15 protein-coding genes are annotated in these 15582 nt (G+C 59.1%); 5 read left to right on the top strand and 10 right to left on the bottom strand.

Features of this window, described 5'->3' with window-relative positions; all coding sequences use genetic code 11:
• Window positions 1-186: 186 nt before the first annotated feature.
• Together fabA and fabB are read left to right on the top strand one after the other, a co-directional pair.
• Window positions 187-702: a 3-hydroxyacyl-[acyl-carrier-protein] dehydratase FabA gene (gene fabA / locus V6M90_RS22445; protein WP_003172830.1), complete on the top strand. Its 516-nt coding sequence runs from the start codon at window positions 187-189 to the stop codon at window positions 700-702.
• A gap of 12 nt (window positions 703-714) precedes the next feature.
• Window positions 715-1935, top strand: a complete 1221-nt coding sequence (fabB, locus tag V6M90_RS22440) for a beta-ketoacyl-ACP synthase I (RefSeq protein ID WP_003172829.1) — start codon at window positions 715-717, stop codon at window positions 1933-1935.
• A gap of 139 nt (window positions 1936-2074) precedes the next feature.
• Here fabB and V6M90_RS22435 read toward each other — a convergent pair whose 3' ends face one another.
• Entirely contained in the window at window positions 2075-3097 is a 1023-nt protein-coding gene (locus tag V6M90_RS22435) for an amidohydrolase family protein (RefSeq protein WP_332847150.1), read from the bottom strand.
• A gap of 139 nt (window positions 3098-3236) precedes the next feature.
• On the opposite strand from V6M90_RS22435, the gene V6M90_RS22430 reads away from it, so the two are divergent.
• On the top strand, window positions 3237-3653 hold the full coding sequence (locus tag V6M90_RS22430; RefSeq protein ID WP_003172826.1) for an OsmC family protein: 417 nt from the start codon (window positions 3237-3239) through the stop codon (window positions 3651-3653).
• A gap of 64 nt (window positions 3654-3717) precedes the next feature.
• Window positions 3718-4584, top strand: a complete 867-nt coding sequence (locus V6M90_RS22425) for a pirin family protein (RefSeq protein WP_003172825.1) — start codon at window positions 3718-3720, stop codon at window positions 4582-4584.
• A gap of 63 nt (window positions 4585-4647) precedes the next feature.
• On the opposite strand, the gene V6M90_RS22420 is transcribed toward V6M90_RS22425, so the two are convergent.
• From V6M90_RS22420 to V6M90_RS22405, 4 genes are all read right to left on the bottom strand, one after another.
• A complete protein-coding gene (locus tag V6M90_RS22420; RefSeq protein WP_003172823.1) occupies window positions 4648-5376 on the bottom strand; it encodes a dienelactone hydrolase family protein in 729 nt (242 codons plus the stop codon).
• 66 nt (window positions 5377-5442) lie between these two features.
• Window positions 5443-7347: a molecular chaperone HtpG gene (htpG, locus tag V6M90_RS22415; RefSeq protein ID WP_003172821.1), complete on the bottom strand. Its 1905-nt coding sequence runs from the start codon at window positions 7345-7347 to the stop codon at window positions 5443-5445.
• An 89-nt stretch (window positions 7348-7436) separates the two neighbouring features.
• Window positions 7437-7889, bottom strand: coding sequence for a PaaI family thioesterase (locus V6M90_RS22410; RefSeq protein ID WP_078823813.1), 453 nt, complete (start codon window positions 7887-7889; stop codon window positions 7437-7439).
• On the bottom strand, window positions 7886-8362 hold the full coding sequence (locus V6M90_RS22405; protein WP_003172819.1) for a PaaI family thioesterase: 477 nt from the start codon (window positions 8360-8362) through the stop codon (window positions 7886-7888). Before V6M90_RS22405 ends, V6M90_RS22410 begins: the two co-directional genes overlap by 4 nt.
• Before the next feature lie 158 nt (window positions 8363-8520).
• Between V6M90_RS22405 and V6M90_RS22400 the strand changes: the two genes are divergently transcribed.
• Window positions 8521-8772: a hypothetical protein gene (locus tag V6M90_RS22400; RefSeq protein WP_003172818.1), complete on the top strand. Its 252-nt coding sequence runs from the start codon at window positions 8521-8523 to the stop codon at window positions 8770-8772.
• A gap of 104 nt (window positions 8773-8876) precedes the next feature.
• Here V6M90_RS22400 and V6M90_RS22395 read toward each other — a convergent pair whose 3' ends face one another.
• From V6M90_RS22395 to lpdA, 5 genes are all read right to left on the bottom strand, one after another.
• On the bottom strand, window positions 8877-9614 hold the full coding sequence (locus V6M90_RS22395) for a DUF599 domain-containing protein (RefSeq protein ID WP_003172817.1): 738 nt from the start codon (window positions 9612-9614) through the stop codon (window positions 8877-8879).
• Window positions 9615-9794: 180 nt separating this feature from the next.
• The gene (brnQ, locus tag V6M90_RS22390; RefSeq protein WP_141063716.1) at window positions 9795-11108 is read right to left on the bottom strand and encodes a branched-chain amino acid transport system II carrier protein; all 1314 of its coding nucleotides are present in this window, start codon (window positions 11106-11108) and stop codon (window positions 9795-9797) included.
• Window positions 11109-11844: 736 nt separating this feature from the next.
• The gene (gene sucD, locus V6M90_RS22385; RefSeq protein ID WP_003172813.1) at window positions 11845-12726 is read right to left on the bottom strand and encodes a succinate--CoA ligase subunit alpha; all 882 of its coding nucleotides are present in this window, start codon (window positions 12724-12726) and stop codon (window positions 11845-11847) included.
• Window positions 12726-13892, bottom strand: a complete 1167-nt coding sequence (gene sucC / locus V6M90_RS22380; RefSeq protein WP_003233235.1) for an ADP-forming succinate--CoA ligase subunit beta — start codon at window positions 13890-13892, stop codon at window positions 12726-12728. The genes sucD and sucC overlap by 1 nt, the downstream gene beginning before the upstream one ends.
• Before the next feature lie 204 nt (window positions 13893-14096).
• Window positions 14097-15533: a dihydrolipoyl dehydrogenase gene (gene lpdA, locus V6M90_RS22375; protein ID WP_003172811.1), complete on the bottom strand. Its 1437-nt coding sequence runs from the start codon at window positions 15531-15533 to the stop codon at window positions 14097-14099.
• Between the last annotated feature and the right edge of the window lie 49 nt (window positions 15534-15582).

The following is a 15582-nucleotide window of genomic DNA, read 5'->3' as shown; positions in this document are numbered from 1 at the left end:
AAACGGGTCGACAGACAGGCCCGGTTTAAAATTTCAGTGAACAAGTGTACATTCAGTGCCTTGACGCTGTGACTTTCACTACAACGCAATAGTCTATGAGTAGGCTGCCGACATGAGGCATGAACGCTTCATTCGGTTCGGGAAGATTTGCCCTACCCTGCCGCATGGGATTATTGAGGAGCTCGCATGACCAAACAAAACGCCTTTACCCGGGAAGACCTGCTGCGCTGCAGTCGCGGTGAGCTGTTCGGCCCAGGTAACGCGCAACTGCCCGCCCCGAACATGCTGATGGTGGATCGCATCACCCATATCAGCGAAGAGGGTGGCAAGTACGGCAAAGGTGAATTGGTCGCCGAGCTGGATATCAATCCGGACCTGTGGTTCTTCGCCTGCCATTTCGAAGGCGACCCTGTGATGCCGGGCTGCCTGGGCCTCGACGCCATGTGGCAACTGGTCGGCTTCTTCCTCGGCTGGCAGGGCCTGCCCGGCCGCGGTCGCGCCCTGGGTTCGGGCGAAGTGAAGTTCTTTGGCCAGGTCCTGCCGACCGCCAAAAAAGTCACCTACAACATTCAAATCAAGCGCGTCCTCAAGGGCAAGCTGAACCTGGCCATCGCCGATGGTTCGGTGAGCGTCGACGGTCGCGAGATCTATACTGCCGAAGGCCTTCGGGTCGGCGTATTCACTTCCACTGACAACTTTTAAAGGGTTATCCGCATGCGCCGCGTCGTTATCACTGGTCTGGGCATCGTTTCTTGCCTGGGCAATGACAAAGAGACCGTCACCGCTAACCTGCGTGCAAGTCGCCCTGGCATCCGCTTCAACCCGGAATATGCCGAAATGGGTCTGCGTAGCCAGGTTTCCGGCTCCATCGACCTGCCTCTCGAAGAACTGATCGATCGCAAGATCTATCGCTTCGTCGGCCACGCTGCCGCCTACGCCTACCTGGCCATGAAGGATGCGATTGCTGACTCCGGCCTGAGCGAAGACCAGGTGTCGAACGTACGTACCGGCCTGATCGCCGGCTCCGGCGGCGCATCCACCCTGAACCAGATGGAAGCGCTGGACATCCTGCGCGAAAAAGGCGTGAAGCGCGTTGGCCCGTACCGTGTAACGCGGACCATGGGCAGCACCGTTTCCGCCTGCCTGGCCACGCCATTCCAGATCAAGGGCGTGAACTACTCGATCTCCTCCGCCTGCGCCACCAGTGCTCACTGCATCGGTACCGCTGTCGAGCAGATCCAGTTGGGCAAGCAGGACATCGTGTTCGCCGGCGGCGGTGAAGAAGAGCATTGGAGTCAGTCGTTCCTGTTCGACGCCATGGGCGCACTGTCCACGCAGTACAACGAAACCCCGGAAAAAGCCTCCCGCGCCTACGACGCCAAGCGTGACGGTTTCGTCATCGCCGGCGGTGGCGGCATGGTAGTGGTCGAGGAGCTGGAACACGCTCTGGCCCGTGGCGCCAAGATCTACGCGGAAATCGTCGGCTACGGCGCTACTTCCGACGGCTACGACATGGTTGCGCCAAGCGGTGAAGGCGCCATCCGTTGCATGCAGATGGCGATGTCCACTGTCGATACCCCGATCGACTACCTGAACACCCACGGCACTTCGACTCCAGTCGGCGATGCCAAGGAAATGGAAGGTGTGCGTGCGGTATTCGGCGACAAGGCTCCGAAGATCAGCTCCACCAAGAGCCTGTCCGGTCACTCCCTGGGCGCCGCCGGCGTTCACGAAGCGATCTACTGCCTGCTGATGATGGAAGGCAACTTCATGGCCGGTTCGGCCAACATCGACGAGATCGACCCGGTCGTCGCCGATATGCCGATCCTGACCAAGACCGTTGAGAACGTCAAAATCGACACCGTGATGAGCAACAGCTTCGGCTTCGGTGGCACCAACGCCACCCTGGTACTGAAACGCTGGCAGGGCAAGTAAGCCGTGTAGCTTGATCCATGAAAAAGCCCCGACTGGTTCGGGGCTTTTTTATGGGTGACCCTATTTGAAACGTGCGTGCCGATGCGTAGCAGCTGTCGAGCCTTGGCGAGACTGCGTTGGCGGCATGTCTGACACACCGCTAATGTGCCGAGCTATCACGCGCAGTCTTCGGCAGGACCGCCAGAAAGTTATCCCGCGCCACCTTGCGGGCAATGTCCTCGGGCAACGCGTCAAGGAAAGGGCCAAAGCGGCGCATTTCCTTACCCAGCTTATTGAAACGCCCGACGACGTCCGAGCCCAGCATGAACCGGTCCGGGAAGCGCTCCACCAGCTTTACCCACTCCGGCCGGGGCTTGCCCGCCTCGTCCAGCAAATACGGCGTGAGCATGCTCCAGGACAGGTCAATGTACAGATTGGGGTAAGCCTCCAACAGGCGATCCAAGGTGGGCAATAAAAAATCCAGTTGCACCTGATGCCGGTGGATCTCCTTGCTGGTGCCCGCATGCGCCCAGATAAACCGGGTATGTGGATGGTTGCGCAGCGGCTGCTCCACTTCGGCCAGGTACAGCGGGTTGCGCTCGCGCTTGGAGGTGATATTGGAGTGCAGCATCACCGGCAGGTCGTTTTCGGCGGCCAGGTGATAGATGCGTGTCATGGCTTCGTTGTTGGCGCGCGGGGTGTCGCCGGATGTCAGGGCCGTGAGGTCGTCGTGCCGGGTGAAGACCTCGCCAATGCCCTGCCACAGCCCTGGGTTGAGGTCGAGCATGCGCTGGATATGTGCGTCGGAGTTCTTGTCATTGGGGTTGAAGCCGCTCAGAAACGGATGGAAGTGCTGACGCTGCTCGGCGGTGAGCTTGTTCACGGCGGCGGCGACGATCACATCCGTGGCGCTGTACCAATAGGCATCGGCATCATCACCCGCGTAATAGCGCGGACGCTTGGGCTCGTCTTCGTGCCATTTCTTCGCCACGGGAATGCCGGAAATCATCACATGTTCGATGCGATGTTCCTGCATGGCCTTGAGCAAGTTGTCCATGCCTGCCGTTTCCTGGAAAAAATCCACGTAATGCAGGTGCGCATCGCTGTAGGCATAGTCGCGGGCCTGCACGGCAAGGCTGCTGGCGCCCAGTAACAAGGCAAGACTCAGGTGGGTCCAGGGCACGGTGAAACCTCGATAGGGGCTGATACGGGTAGACCTTCAGCAACCCGCCAGGGTTCATCGAGGGAAAACACGGAACACCGGGGTGCCCGCATGCTCTATAACTGCATGACCTTCATCCTGCCACTCCATGAGGTTCGCCATGCCTGTTACCGTGAATACGCTGAACGCTGAAAACTTCCGCCACAGCGTCAACATCAATAACCACGAGCTGTTTACCGACCTGCCCAAAAGCCTGGGCGGCGACGATTCTGCGCCCTCCCCCCATGATTACTTCGATGCCGCACTGGCGTCGTGCAAGGCCCTGACCGTCAGGCTGTATGCACAGAAGAAAGACATCCCGCTCACCGGCGTCACCGTAGAAGTCACCCACGATGCCGCCGAGGAGCAAAAGGGCAAATACACACTCAACGTCAAACTGACCCTCAAAGGCGTGCTCACCGACGCACAACGTGACGAACTGCACCGCGTGGCCGACAAATGCCCCGTGCACAAGCTGATGACCACCGCCGAGATCAACATCCAGACCACGTTGTCGGAAGGGGCTTTCAGTCAATAGCAGCAGTCTCTCGCCGAGCGGGTTATGCTCAACGCGAACTAACCCGCTCAGATTGGGACGCACCATGACCCCCCTCACCGTGATCCGCCCTCGCCAGGAAGATGTCGAAGGCCAACCGATCCTGCGCCCGCTGCCATCGCGAGAATGTCGCAGCGTCGGGCCCTTTGTGTTTTTCGACCATATGCTGCCAACCCGCTATGCAGCGGGCAGCGGCATGAATATCCGCCAGCACCCGCATATTGGGCTGTCCACCCTCACCTATCTGTTCGAAGGCGCGTTGCAGCACAAGGACAGCCTGGGTTCCGATCAGGTGGTACAGGCCGGCGATGTCAGCTGGATGACCGCCGGCAGCGCGATTGCCCACGTGGAACGCACGCCCGAGGCGCTCAAGGCCAGCGGGTTCAGCCTGCACGGGTTGCAAGTATGGCTGGCCTCACCCAAAGACCATGAAACGGGACCGGGGCATTACAGCCATCACCCGGCGGCGAGCCTGCCGGTGAGCGATAACCTGGGTGTGCACATTCGCCTGATCGCCGGCAGTGGGTTCTGCCTCAAATCGCCGGTACCGGTGCTGTCGCCCACGTTATATGCCGAGGTACGGATGCAGACGGCAACCACCCTGCTGATCCCGGATGAGCATGAGGAACGCGCGCTGTACGTGCTGGCAGGTGACGCGCAGCTCGACGGCGAACCGTTGCAGGCGCAGAGCCTGGTGGTATTGCCGAGCGGACAGGCGATGACCGTGTGTGCCGACTCCGATTGCCACCTGGTGGTGTTTGGCGGCGCGCCGCTGGATGGACCGCGGCGGATCAATTGGAATTTTGTCGCGAGCGATCCCGCGGTGATCGAGCGGGCGAGGCAGCGCTGGGCGGCTGGGGATTGGCCGACGGTGCCGGGTGAATCCGAAAGAATTGAGTTGCCGGCGAAATAGCTTATCGGGGGCAAGTCGAATCGTCGCACCGCCCCCGATGACGCCCGAACAGGCGCTGAAGTTTTAGCCCTTGAACACTTCATCCAACAAGTTATGCATCGACCGGAAGGCCCGTGCAGCAGTCTTTGCGTCGTACATCATCTTGCCTGGCACATTGGCGTCGGGGTCGGTAAAGGAATGCACCGCGCCGCCGTAGCTCAGCAGTTGCCAATCCACGCCCGCCGCGTTCATTTCATCTTCAAACGCCGGCAGCTGTTCTTTGGGCACCAGCGGGTCGGAGGCGCCATGCAACACCAGCACCGAGCCCTTGATGTTGTTGGCGTCCGCCGGGTTTGGCGTGTCGAGGGTGCCGTGGAACGACACCGCAGCCTTCAATGGCGCGCCCGTGCGGGCCAGCTCCAGCGAACAGCAACCGCCAAAGCAGAAGCCGAACGTCGCCAGCCTGGAGGTATCAACAGCCGCTTCGGTCTGGCCTTGCAGTTGCTCAAGGGCCGCCTGCATGCGCTTGTTCAGTAACGGCCGGTCATTCTTCAACGGCATCATCGCCGCCCCGGCTTCATCGCCATTCGACGGACGCACAGTTTGCCCGTACAGGTCGGCGATCAGCACCACGTACCCCTTGCCGGCGACGCTTTTGGCGATCTCTTCAGCACCGGCACTCACGCCCATCCAGTTCGGCGCCATCAGCAGGCCCGGCAACGGGCCCTTGTGGCTCGCATCGAACGCCAGGCGGCTCTCATAAGACTGGCCATCAATCTGATAGACCACGGAACGCACAGTGACTTGGCTCATCATTCTCTCCAGTTGAGGTGCACTAGAACGAAAAAACCCGCCGAAGCGGGTTTTTCTACAACGGTGTTAAACCGACAGTTCAACCAACAGCTTGTTCAGTCGGCGCACATAGGCGGCCGGATCTTTGAGGCTGTCGCCAGCGGCCAGGGCCGCTTGGTCGAAGAGGATGTGCGACAGGTCGCCAAACCGCTCTTCGCTCTGCTCGCCGTCGAGTTTCTCGATCAGCGGGTGAGCCGGGTTGAATTCGAAGATCGGCTTGGAATCCGGAACCTTCTGACCGCTGGCTTCGAGGATCTGACGCATCTGCATGCCCAGGTCCTGCTCGCCGATGGCCAGGATCGCCGGGGAGTCGGTCAGACGGTGGGAAACCCGCACTTCGCTGACGGCATCGCCCAGGGCAGTCTTGATCCGCTCAACCAGGCCTTCTTTGGCCTTGGCGGCTTCTTCGGCTTCCTTCTTCTCTTCTTCGGAGTCCAGGTTACCCAGGTCCAGGTCACCACGGGCCACGTCGACGAAGGTCTTGCCATCGAACTCGCTGAGGTAGCTCATCAACCACTCATCGATACGGTCGGTCAGCAGCAGCACTTCGATGCCTTTCTTGCGGAAGACTTCCAGGTGCGGGCTGTTCTTGACCTGCGCGTAGGTTTCGCCGGTCAGGTAGTAGATCTTGTCCTGACCTTCCTTGGCGCGCGCCAGGTACTCGGCCAGGGACACCACTTGCTCGCCGTCTTCGCCTTGAGTCGAGGCAAAACGCAGCAGACCGGCAATTTTTTCCTTGTTGGCGAAATCTTCCGCCGGGCCTTCCTTCATGACCTGGCCGAAGTTTTTCCAGAAGCCCTTGTATTGCTCAGGCTCGTTCTTCGCCAGTTTTTCCAGCATGTCGAGGACACGCTTGGTCAGCGCCGACTTCATGGAGTCGATGATCGGGTCTTTTTGCAGGATCTCCCGCGACACGTTCAGCGACAGGTCATTGGAGTCGACAACGCCCTTGATGAAGCGCAGGTACAGCGGCAGGAATGATTCCGCCTGGTCCATCACGAACACACGCTGTACGTAGAGTTTCAGGCCTTTGGGCGCTTCGCGCTGGTACAGGTCGAACGGCGCACGGGCCGGCACGTAGAGCAGCGAGCTGTATTCCAGCTTGCCTTCGACCTTATTGTGGCTCCAGCTCAGCGGGTTCTCGTAGTCGTGGGCGATGTGCTTGTAGAACTCCTGGTATTCCTCATCCTTCACTTCGGTGCGAGGACGGGTCCACAGGGCGCTGGCACGGTTGACCACTTCCCATTCCTGGGCGGAAGCCTCTTCGCCTTCGGCGGCTGCCTGTTCTTTGGGCAGCTCGATCGGCAGCGCAATGTGGTCGGAGTACTTCTTGATGATGTTGCGCAGGCGCCAGCCATCGGCAAATTCGTCTTCACCGTCTTTGAGGTGCAGCACGATGCGCGTGCCGCGATCAGCCTTGTCGATCGTGGCGATTTCAAACTCGCCCTCGCCTTTGGAGGCCCAGTGCACGCCTTCGCTGGCGTCAAGGCCGGCACGGCGGCTGAACACTTCAACCTTGTCGGCAACGATGAAGGCCGAGTAGAAGCCCACGCCGAACTGGCCGATCAGGTGCGAGTCTTTCTTCTGGTCGCCCGACAGGTTCTTCATGAAATCGGCGGTGCCGGATTTGGCGATGGTCCCCAGATGGGTGATCGCATCGTCACGGCTCATGCCGATCCCGTTGTCTTCGAGGGTGACGGTCTTGGCGTCCTTGTCGAAGCTCACGCGGATTTTCAGTTCCGCGCCACCTTCCAGCCACTCCGGCTTGGACAGGGCTTCGAAACGTAATTTGTCGACAGCGTCAGAGGCGTTCGAGATCAATTCGCGAAGGAAGATTTCCTTGTTGGAATACAGCGAATGGATCATGAGGTGCAGCAGTTGCTTCACCTCGGTCTGGAAGCCCAGGGTTTCCTTTTGAGTTTCCACACTCATGGTCATCAAACTCCAATTGGATGGCAGTGGCCGCCCCCGAAAGGGTTGGCGGCGGGTTGTCATCAAAGTTGGGGGCTAAGACCAGGATTTCAAGGGCGAGCCGGTTCCTCGATTTTGAAATGCGCACGAGCGGTGGCAATCGGTTCCGCCTGGGTGCTTTGCCAGGCGGTAATCGCCACATTCGCCACTCGTCGCCCCTGGCGCCACACCTGGCATTTGGCGTAAGTGTCGCGAAACTGCCCGGCGCGCAGGTAATCCAGGGAGAAGTCGATGATTTTCGGCAGGCCCGGCGCACCGGTAAACACCAGCAGATGCAGCGCTGCGGATACTTCCATAAAGCCGGCAATCACCCCGCCGTGCAGCGCCGGCAATATCGGGTTACCAATGTTGTCCTTGTTGGCGGGCAGGCGAAACAGCAAATCGTCGCCTTGCCGGGTGCATTCGACGCCAATCAGCTTGGCGTAGGGGATCAGCGCCAGCAGCGCTTCATAGCTGCCCCGCGTGTGAGCCTGTTCCAGCCGGGTCTTGAATCGATGCGTCATGCCTGCTCTCCCTTGATCGTGCTGCCCAATCCTTGGGAGCCCTTGAGGCGTTTGCCCATGCGCATGAACGTACCCACCCCATGGGCGATGGGCTGTTCCGGGTCGTCCTGATAAGCGACGCCACGGGTAAAAATCACGTCGGTGGTCACCCGATAGCATTGGGCGAAGCCGTACACCGGTTTATGCGGTTCGGCGGGATGCATGTAATCGATACGCAGGTCGAGGGTCGGGCACACCTCGAATTCCGGCAAAACGCACAGGGTAGCCATGCCGCACGCCGTATCCATCAGCGAGGTCAAGGCGCCGCCGTGGATCACCCCCGTCTCCGGGTCGCCTACGATAGCCGGCGCATAGGGCAGCATGAGTGTCATGCCCTCCTCGCTTGCCGCATGCACGCAAATGCCCAACACCTGGCAATGGCGCAACGCGCCAACAAAGCGCCTGGCACGTGCTAACAGTGAGTTTTCGGTCATTGGTCCAGACTCTTATATGTTGGGTATCCGCTGAGTAGGCGGTGCGGGTGAAAGTTCCTTGGCGCACGCGGTATATATATCTGCGCAATAAAAGGAACTAATGCTGACCCCTCAGGCTCGAAAGGCCAGTAGATATCTTCAATAAGGAGAAACACCCCATGCGCAAGACTTTAGCTATTTCCATGATGCTCGCCGCTGCCCTCGGCCTGGCTGCCTGCGACAAAAAATCCGAAGACAAAGCCCAAGACGCCGCCGCACATTCCGAGCAAGCTCAGAAAGACATGGCCAAGGCTCAGGATAAAGTGAACGACGCTGCGAAAGAAAACGCCGAAGCTGCCAAATCTCAGGCTGAATCGAACGAAGCCGCCGCAAAAGAAGCAGCACCTGCTACCCCTGCCACCGGTTCCTGATACCGCGGCTTGAAGTAGCTTGGCTGCATAAAGAAAGCCCGCTTAGATAGCGGGCTTTACTTTGTCTGCTGTTTTTATTCGCTGCGTTAATACGCCGACGCGGACTAAGCCGTCTCTTTAACAGTGTCGGACAGCGTCGTATCCGTCTGCGTATACACCATCACTTGCAGTACGTCGGAATGAAACTCGCGGCGATACAGCACGAACACCACCCCGGCACTCATCAACATGAACAGCCAAGGGCTGACGAACCACGCCAACATGGTCATGCCGAAGTAATACGCGCGCAGGCCAAAGTTGAACTGGTTGGCGGCCATGGAAATCACCCGCGCCGCGCGCAACGCAAACGCCTTGCGCTCCTGCTCCGACACCAGCCGCTCACCGATCATCGGCGCCGACCCCACCAGCACTGCCGCGAAGTTGTACTGGCGCATGCACCAACTGAACGTGAAGAACGCATAGACAAACACCAGCGCCAGGCACAACAGCTTGATTTCCGACATGCCCTGGGACGCCTGCTGCACCATGGGAATATCCGCCAGCAACGACACGGCCCGCTCGGAGGCGCCGAGTACAGTGAGAATGCCGGCGAGGATGATCAAGGTGCTGGAGGCGAAGAACGAGGCATTGCGCTCCAGGTTGCCGATCACGCTGGCATCGGCGATACGGTTGTCCCGCAGCAGCATCCGACGCATCCAGTCCTCGCGGTACAGATGCAACACACTGGCCAGGCAGGCCGTGTCGCGGGCCTTCCAGGTGGCATAACGGGTGTAGCCGCCCCAGCACAGGACGAACCAGAGCGCGGCAAGCAGGTGGACTTGGTTGGTTTCGATGAACGACATGCGGGCCCTATGACAAGGTGAATGATGGCGGAATGCGGTCCAACCGTGGGAGGGGCGGTGCGACCTGCTCCTTCCCACACTGACCGAGTTCAAACTTTAGAAGGTCGTCGCCTATTAAGCATAAAAAATGCCCCGTATCGATTGATACGGGGCATTTCAGTAGCGCCTGTGATCCGCTGGTTATGCGATCGCTTCGCTGCGTTTGCCGAGCAGACGGTCAATCACCACCGCCACAACCAGGACCATCACCGACGGCACCAGCCAAGCCAGGCCTTGTTCGCTCAACGGCAGGTTGGCCAACGGCGAAGGCATCCAGCCCGCCAAGCCCGCGCCCTTGAGCGCATCGATACAGCCGAAGATGAACGACACCAGCATCACCGGGCCAACGATACGGCCCTGCTCCCGCCAGAAGTCTTTGCAGAAGCTCAGCGCCACCAGCACGATGCACGGCGGGTAGATCGCGGTCAGCACCGGAATCGAAAACGCGATCAGCTTGGTCAGGCCCAGGTTGGACACGAACAGCGAGAACAGCGCCAGGATCACCACCAGGGTCTTGTAGGACAGCGGCAGGATGCGGCTGAAGTATTCGGCGCAGGCGCAGGTGAGGCCCACGGCGGTCACCAGGCACGCCAGGGAAATCAGTACCGCGAGAAAGCCGCTGCCCAGGGAGCCGAAGGTGTGTTGCACATAGGCGTGCAATACGGCGGCGCCATTGGCAGCACCAGCCGCCACTTCATGGCTGCCCGCCCCGAGGCGGAACAGGCTGATGTACACCAGCGCCAAACCTACACCGGCAATCAACCCGGCAATGATCGCGTAACGCGTGATGAGCTTGGGCGACTCGACACCACGAGAACGGATCGCGTTGACGATCACGATACCGAATACCAGCGCGCCCAGGGTATCCATGGTCAGGTAACCATTGATAAAGCCCTGGGAAAACGGTGCGGCCACGTATTCCGGGGTGGCGACCCCCACTTCACCGACCGGCAACACAAACGCGGCAATCCCCAGGATGGCCAGGGCGATGATCTTCAACGGCGCGAGGAAGCGACCCACGGTGTCCAGCAGACGGCCTGGGTACAGCGAGACGAAGAACACCACCAGAAAGTACACCGAGCTGTAGAGGAACAGTGCCAGCGGGCTCTCGCCCGTCAGCGGCGCCAGGCCGACTTCAAAGGACACGGTTGCGGTACGCGGGGTGGCGAACAGCGGGCCTACCGCCAGATACGCCGCCGCCGCGAGCAGGCCACCGGCGATCTTGCCGATCGGGCTGCTCAACGCGTCCATACCACCGCCGACCTTGGCCAGGGCGATCACGGTGACCACCGGCAGGCCGACCGCAGTGATCAGGAAGCCCAACGCTGCCATCCAGACGTGAGGCCCGGACTGCAAACCTACGATAGGCGGGAAAATGATATTGCCGGCGCCCACGAACAGGGCAAAGGTCATAAAGCCCAACGCCAGGATGTCCTGGCTTTTCAACACTTTCATTTAAGGAAATACCACACTGCTGAATCGGAATTTAGAGGGGGATTCCCTGTGGATGAGGGAAATACCGCCGGCCCTGATGGGGCCGGCCGGTCTAGCGCGGAGCTTCCTTTTGGGAGGCGCACGCATAAAGAGGCGGCCAGGGTACAGAATTAGCTTGAAGAACGCACTGTTGCGGGGCGGACTGTCCGATAAGCGACATCTGAATGTCGCGTTTTCATACTTTATTTTGGTAATACGATCAAATGTGGGAGGGGCGGTGCGACTTGCCCCCGATGGCGGTGGTTCAGTCAATACATCAGGTGACTGGCATACCGCTATCGGGGGCAAGCCCTAATGCCAGCCAGTTAAGGGACAACACTGTATCTGTGGCGAGGGAGCAAGCCCTTATCAAACATAAAACAACTTATTGATTATTAAGGATTAAAATTTCGCTTTGAAATTTTTAACCTTACATAAGCTATTTCAAACGATCGCACTCTTGTGGTGAGCGGGCTTGCCCCGCTCACCACAGGGGTTCCAGTTTGCTGCGCGACAGCGCTAAATCGAAGAGTTAGCGGGACCTCCCTCGCCACAGGTCACTTTTTACCCCTTCAAAGCCTTAACTGACTGGCATTAGGGCAAGCCCCCTCCCACATTTGCATCCCTGCCAACCTCAGGGAATTTTGCTGAACCCAAAATGCACAAAGGCCACCCGAAGGTGGCCTTTGTGTGGTGAAGCGTCAGCTAAGCGCGAGGCTTACTTGACAGCCCAACCGGTCAGCTCGGCCAGGGCCTTGCCGATGTCTGCCAGCGAACGCACGGTTTTAACGCCTGCGTCTTGCAGTGCAGCGAATTTCTCGTCCGCAGTGCCTTTGCCGCCGGAGATGATTGCACCAGCATGGCCCATGCGCTTGCCCGCAGGGGCAGTCACACCAGCGATGTAGGAAACAACCGGCTTGGTCACGTGAGCCTTGATATAGGCAGCCGCTTCTTCTTCAGCCGAACCGCCGATCTCGCCGATCATCACGATCGCTTCGGTCTTAGGGTCTTCCTGGAACAGCTTCAGGATATCGATGAAGTTGGAGCCTGGGATCGGGTCACCGCCGATGCCGACGCAAGTCGACTGACCGAAACCGGCGTCAGTGGTCTGCTTCACAGCTTCGTAGGTCAGGGTGCCGGAACGGGAAACGATACCGACTTTACCTGGCAAGTGAATGTGACCTGGCATGATGCCGATCTTGCATTCGCCTGGGGTGATCACGCCTGGGCAGTTAGGGCCGATCAGGACTACGCCCAGTTCGTCGCACTTAACTTTAGCGTCCAGCATGTCCAGGGTAGGAATGCCTTCGGTGATGCAGACGATCAGCTTGATGCCGCCGAATGCCGCTTCCAGGATGGAGTCCTTGCAGAAAGGAGCTGGAACGTAGATCACGCTGGCGGTGGCGCCAGTGGCAGCTACAGCATCTTTCACGGTATTGAACACTGGCAGGCCCAGGTGCTCGGTACCGCCTTTGCCCGGCGTTACGCCACCAACCATCTTGGTGCCGTATTCGATGGCTTGCTGGGTGTGGAAACTACCTTGCGAACCGGTAATACCCTGGCAGATAACTTTGGTGTCTTTATTGATCAGGACGCTCATTATTTGCCCTCCGCAGCTTTGACAACTTGTTGAGCAGCGTCGGTCAGGCTGGTAGCCGCGATGATGTTCAAACCGCTTTCTGCCAGTACTTTAGCGCCCAGTTCAGCGTTGTTACCTTCAAGGCGCACAACAACCGGGATTTTAACGCCGACTTCTTTCACTGCGCCGATGATGCCTTCGGCAATCATGTCGCAACGAACGATGCCGCCGAAGATGTTGACCAGTACTGCAGCGACGTTGGAGTCGGACAGGATGATCTTGAACGCTTCGGTAACGCGTTCCTTGGTAGCACCGCCGCCCACGTCGAGGAAGTTGGCTGGCTTGCCGCCATGCAGGTTGACGATGTCCATGGTACCCATGGCCAGGCCAGCACCGTTGACCATGCAACCGATGTTACCTTCCAGGGCTACGTAGTTCAGTTCGAACTTGGCAGCGTGCGCTTCGCGCGGATCGTCTTGCGACGGATCGTGGAAAGTCTTCAGCTTAGGCTGACGGTACATGGCGTTGGCGTCGATGTTGATCTTGGCGTCGAGGCAGTGCAGATCGCCGTCAGCCTTGATCACCAGCGGGTTCACTTCCAGCAGGGCCAGATCGTGGTCCTGGAACAGTTTGGCCAGACCTACGAAGATCTTGGCGAACTGGGCAACTTGCTTGCCTTCCAGGCCCAGCTGGAAAGCCAGCTCGCGACCCTGGAACGGCTGAGCGCCAACCAGTGGATCGATAGTGGCTTTCAGAATTTTTTCTGGGGTTTCGTGAGCGATCTTCTCGATGTCCACGCCACCTTCGGTGGAAGCCATGAACACGATGCGACGGCTCGAACGGTCAACGACAGCGCCCAGGTACAGCTCTTTAGCGATATCAGTGCACGATTCAACCAGGATCTTGGTGACTGGCTGGCCATTGGCATCAGTCTGGTAAGTCACCAGACGCTTGCCCAGCCACTGCTGTGCGAAGGCCTTGGCGTCTTCTTTGCTGCGAACCAGCTTAACGCCGCCCGCTTTACCGCGACCACCTGCGTGGACCTGGGCTTTGACAACCCACTCGGTGCCACCGATTTTGTCGCAAGCTTCTGCTGCCGCTTCCGGGGTGTCTACTGCGTAGCCCTTGGAAACTGGCAGGCCGTATTCAGCGAACAGCTGCTTACCCTGATACTCGTGAAGATTCATGCTTTTTACCGTCTTCGTTAGGTACTGCGCATTCGGCGCTGCGCTCATTATGAGTGCCGCGCCACCTGTGACTGCTGCTTGCGCAACTTGCGGGGCTTATGGCCCGTAAAGCTGCGCAAGGCTGCGTCCAGCGGATATTCCGCGGTGAGTCTTGCGCACAAGGCTCACGACGGGCAACTCCGCCGTGGTTTCTTATTATCTCGCTTAGCGCTTCTTGCGGTTGGCGATGTGGATGGCGCCGCCATTCACTGCCAACGCAGCTTCGTGCAACGCTTCGGACAGGGTTGGATGGGAGAAGACCATCATGCCCAGGTCCTCGGCACTGGTGCCGAATTCCATACCGATTGCGCCTTGCTGAACCAGTTCTGCAGCGCTTGGGCCAATCACGTGGACGCCCAATACGCGGTCAGTCTTGGCATCAGCGATGACTTTGACAAAACCACCGGTGTCGTTGGCTGCCATGGCACGGCCAGAAGCGGCGAACGGGAAGGTGCCGACGTTAACTTCAACGCCTTCAGCTTTCAACTGCTGTTCGTTCTTGCCGACCCATGCAATTTCCGGGTGAGTGTAGATAACCGATGGAATCAGGTCGTAGTTCATCTGGGTTTTGTGACCCTTGATGCGCTCGACAACCATGATGCCTTCTTCGGAAGCCTTGTGCGCCAGCATCATGCCGCGCACCACGTCGCCAATGGCGTAGACGCCAGGCACGGTGGTAGCGCAGTGATCGTCAACGTGGATGAAGCCACGCTCGTCGATGTTCACGCCGCTGTCAGCTGCCAGCAGGTCGGTGGTCACTGGACGGCGACCAACGGCTACGATCAGCTTGTCGAAGGTGATGGTCTGTTCGCCATCCTTGTCGGTGTAGGTCACGACCACTTCTTCGCCGTTGACCTTCGAGCCGGTCACGCGAGCGCCCAGCTTGATGTCCAGACCTTGTTTGGTCAGGGTTTTCAGCGCTTCTTTGGACACAGCGGTGTCGGCGGCCAGCAGGAACGTGTCCAGGGCTTCCAGCACGGTCACTTGCGAACCCAGGCGGGACCATACCGAACCCAGCTCCAGGCCAATCACGCCGGCGCCGATCACGCCCAGACGCTTAGGCACTGCCTGGAATTCCAGGGCGCCGGTCGAATCGACGATCACGTTCTGGTCGACCGGAGCCGGTGGAATGTCGATTGGGCGCGAACCTGGGGCCAGGATCACGTTTTCGGCTTCGATGACTTCAACCGAACCGTCCGGCTTGGTGATCTCGACTTTCTTGCCGGCCAGCAGTTTGCCGTGGCCTTGCAGGGAAGTGACGCCGTTGGCCTTGAACAAGGTGGCAACGCCGGAAGTCAGGCCTTTGACGATGTTGGCTTTACGGCCGACCATCGCTGGCACGTCCATGGTCACGCCAGCATGATTGATACCGTGGATCGCGAAGCCGTCTTGGGCTTCGTGGAATTTCCAGGAGCTGTCCAGCAGCGCCTTGGAAGGAATGCAACCAACGTTCAGGCAAGTACCGCCCAGTGCCAGTTTGCCTTCCTTGTCAGTGTATTTTTCGATGCAAGCAGTCGAGAGGCCCAGTTGCGCGGCCTTGATGGCGGCAACATAGCCGCCAGGGCCCGCACCAATCACTACAACGTCAAATTTCTGAGACATGAAAATAGATCCTCTATTAGCTACAAGCTGTCAGCCGCAAGCTGCAAGC

The sequence above is a fragment of the Pseudomonas lactucae genome (assembly GCF_036688725.1).
GTDB lineage: Bacteria > Pseudomonadota > Gammaproteobacteria > Pseudomonadales > Pseudomonadaceae > Aquipseudomonas > Aquipseudomonas lactucae.
This window is presented reverse-complemented; position numbering and strand designations above follow the sequence as displayed.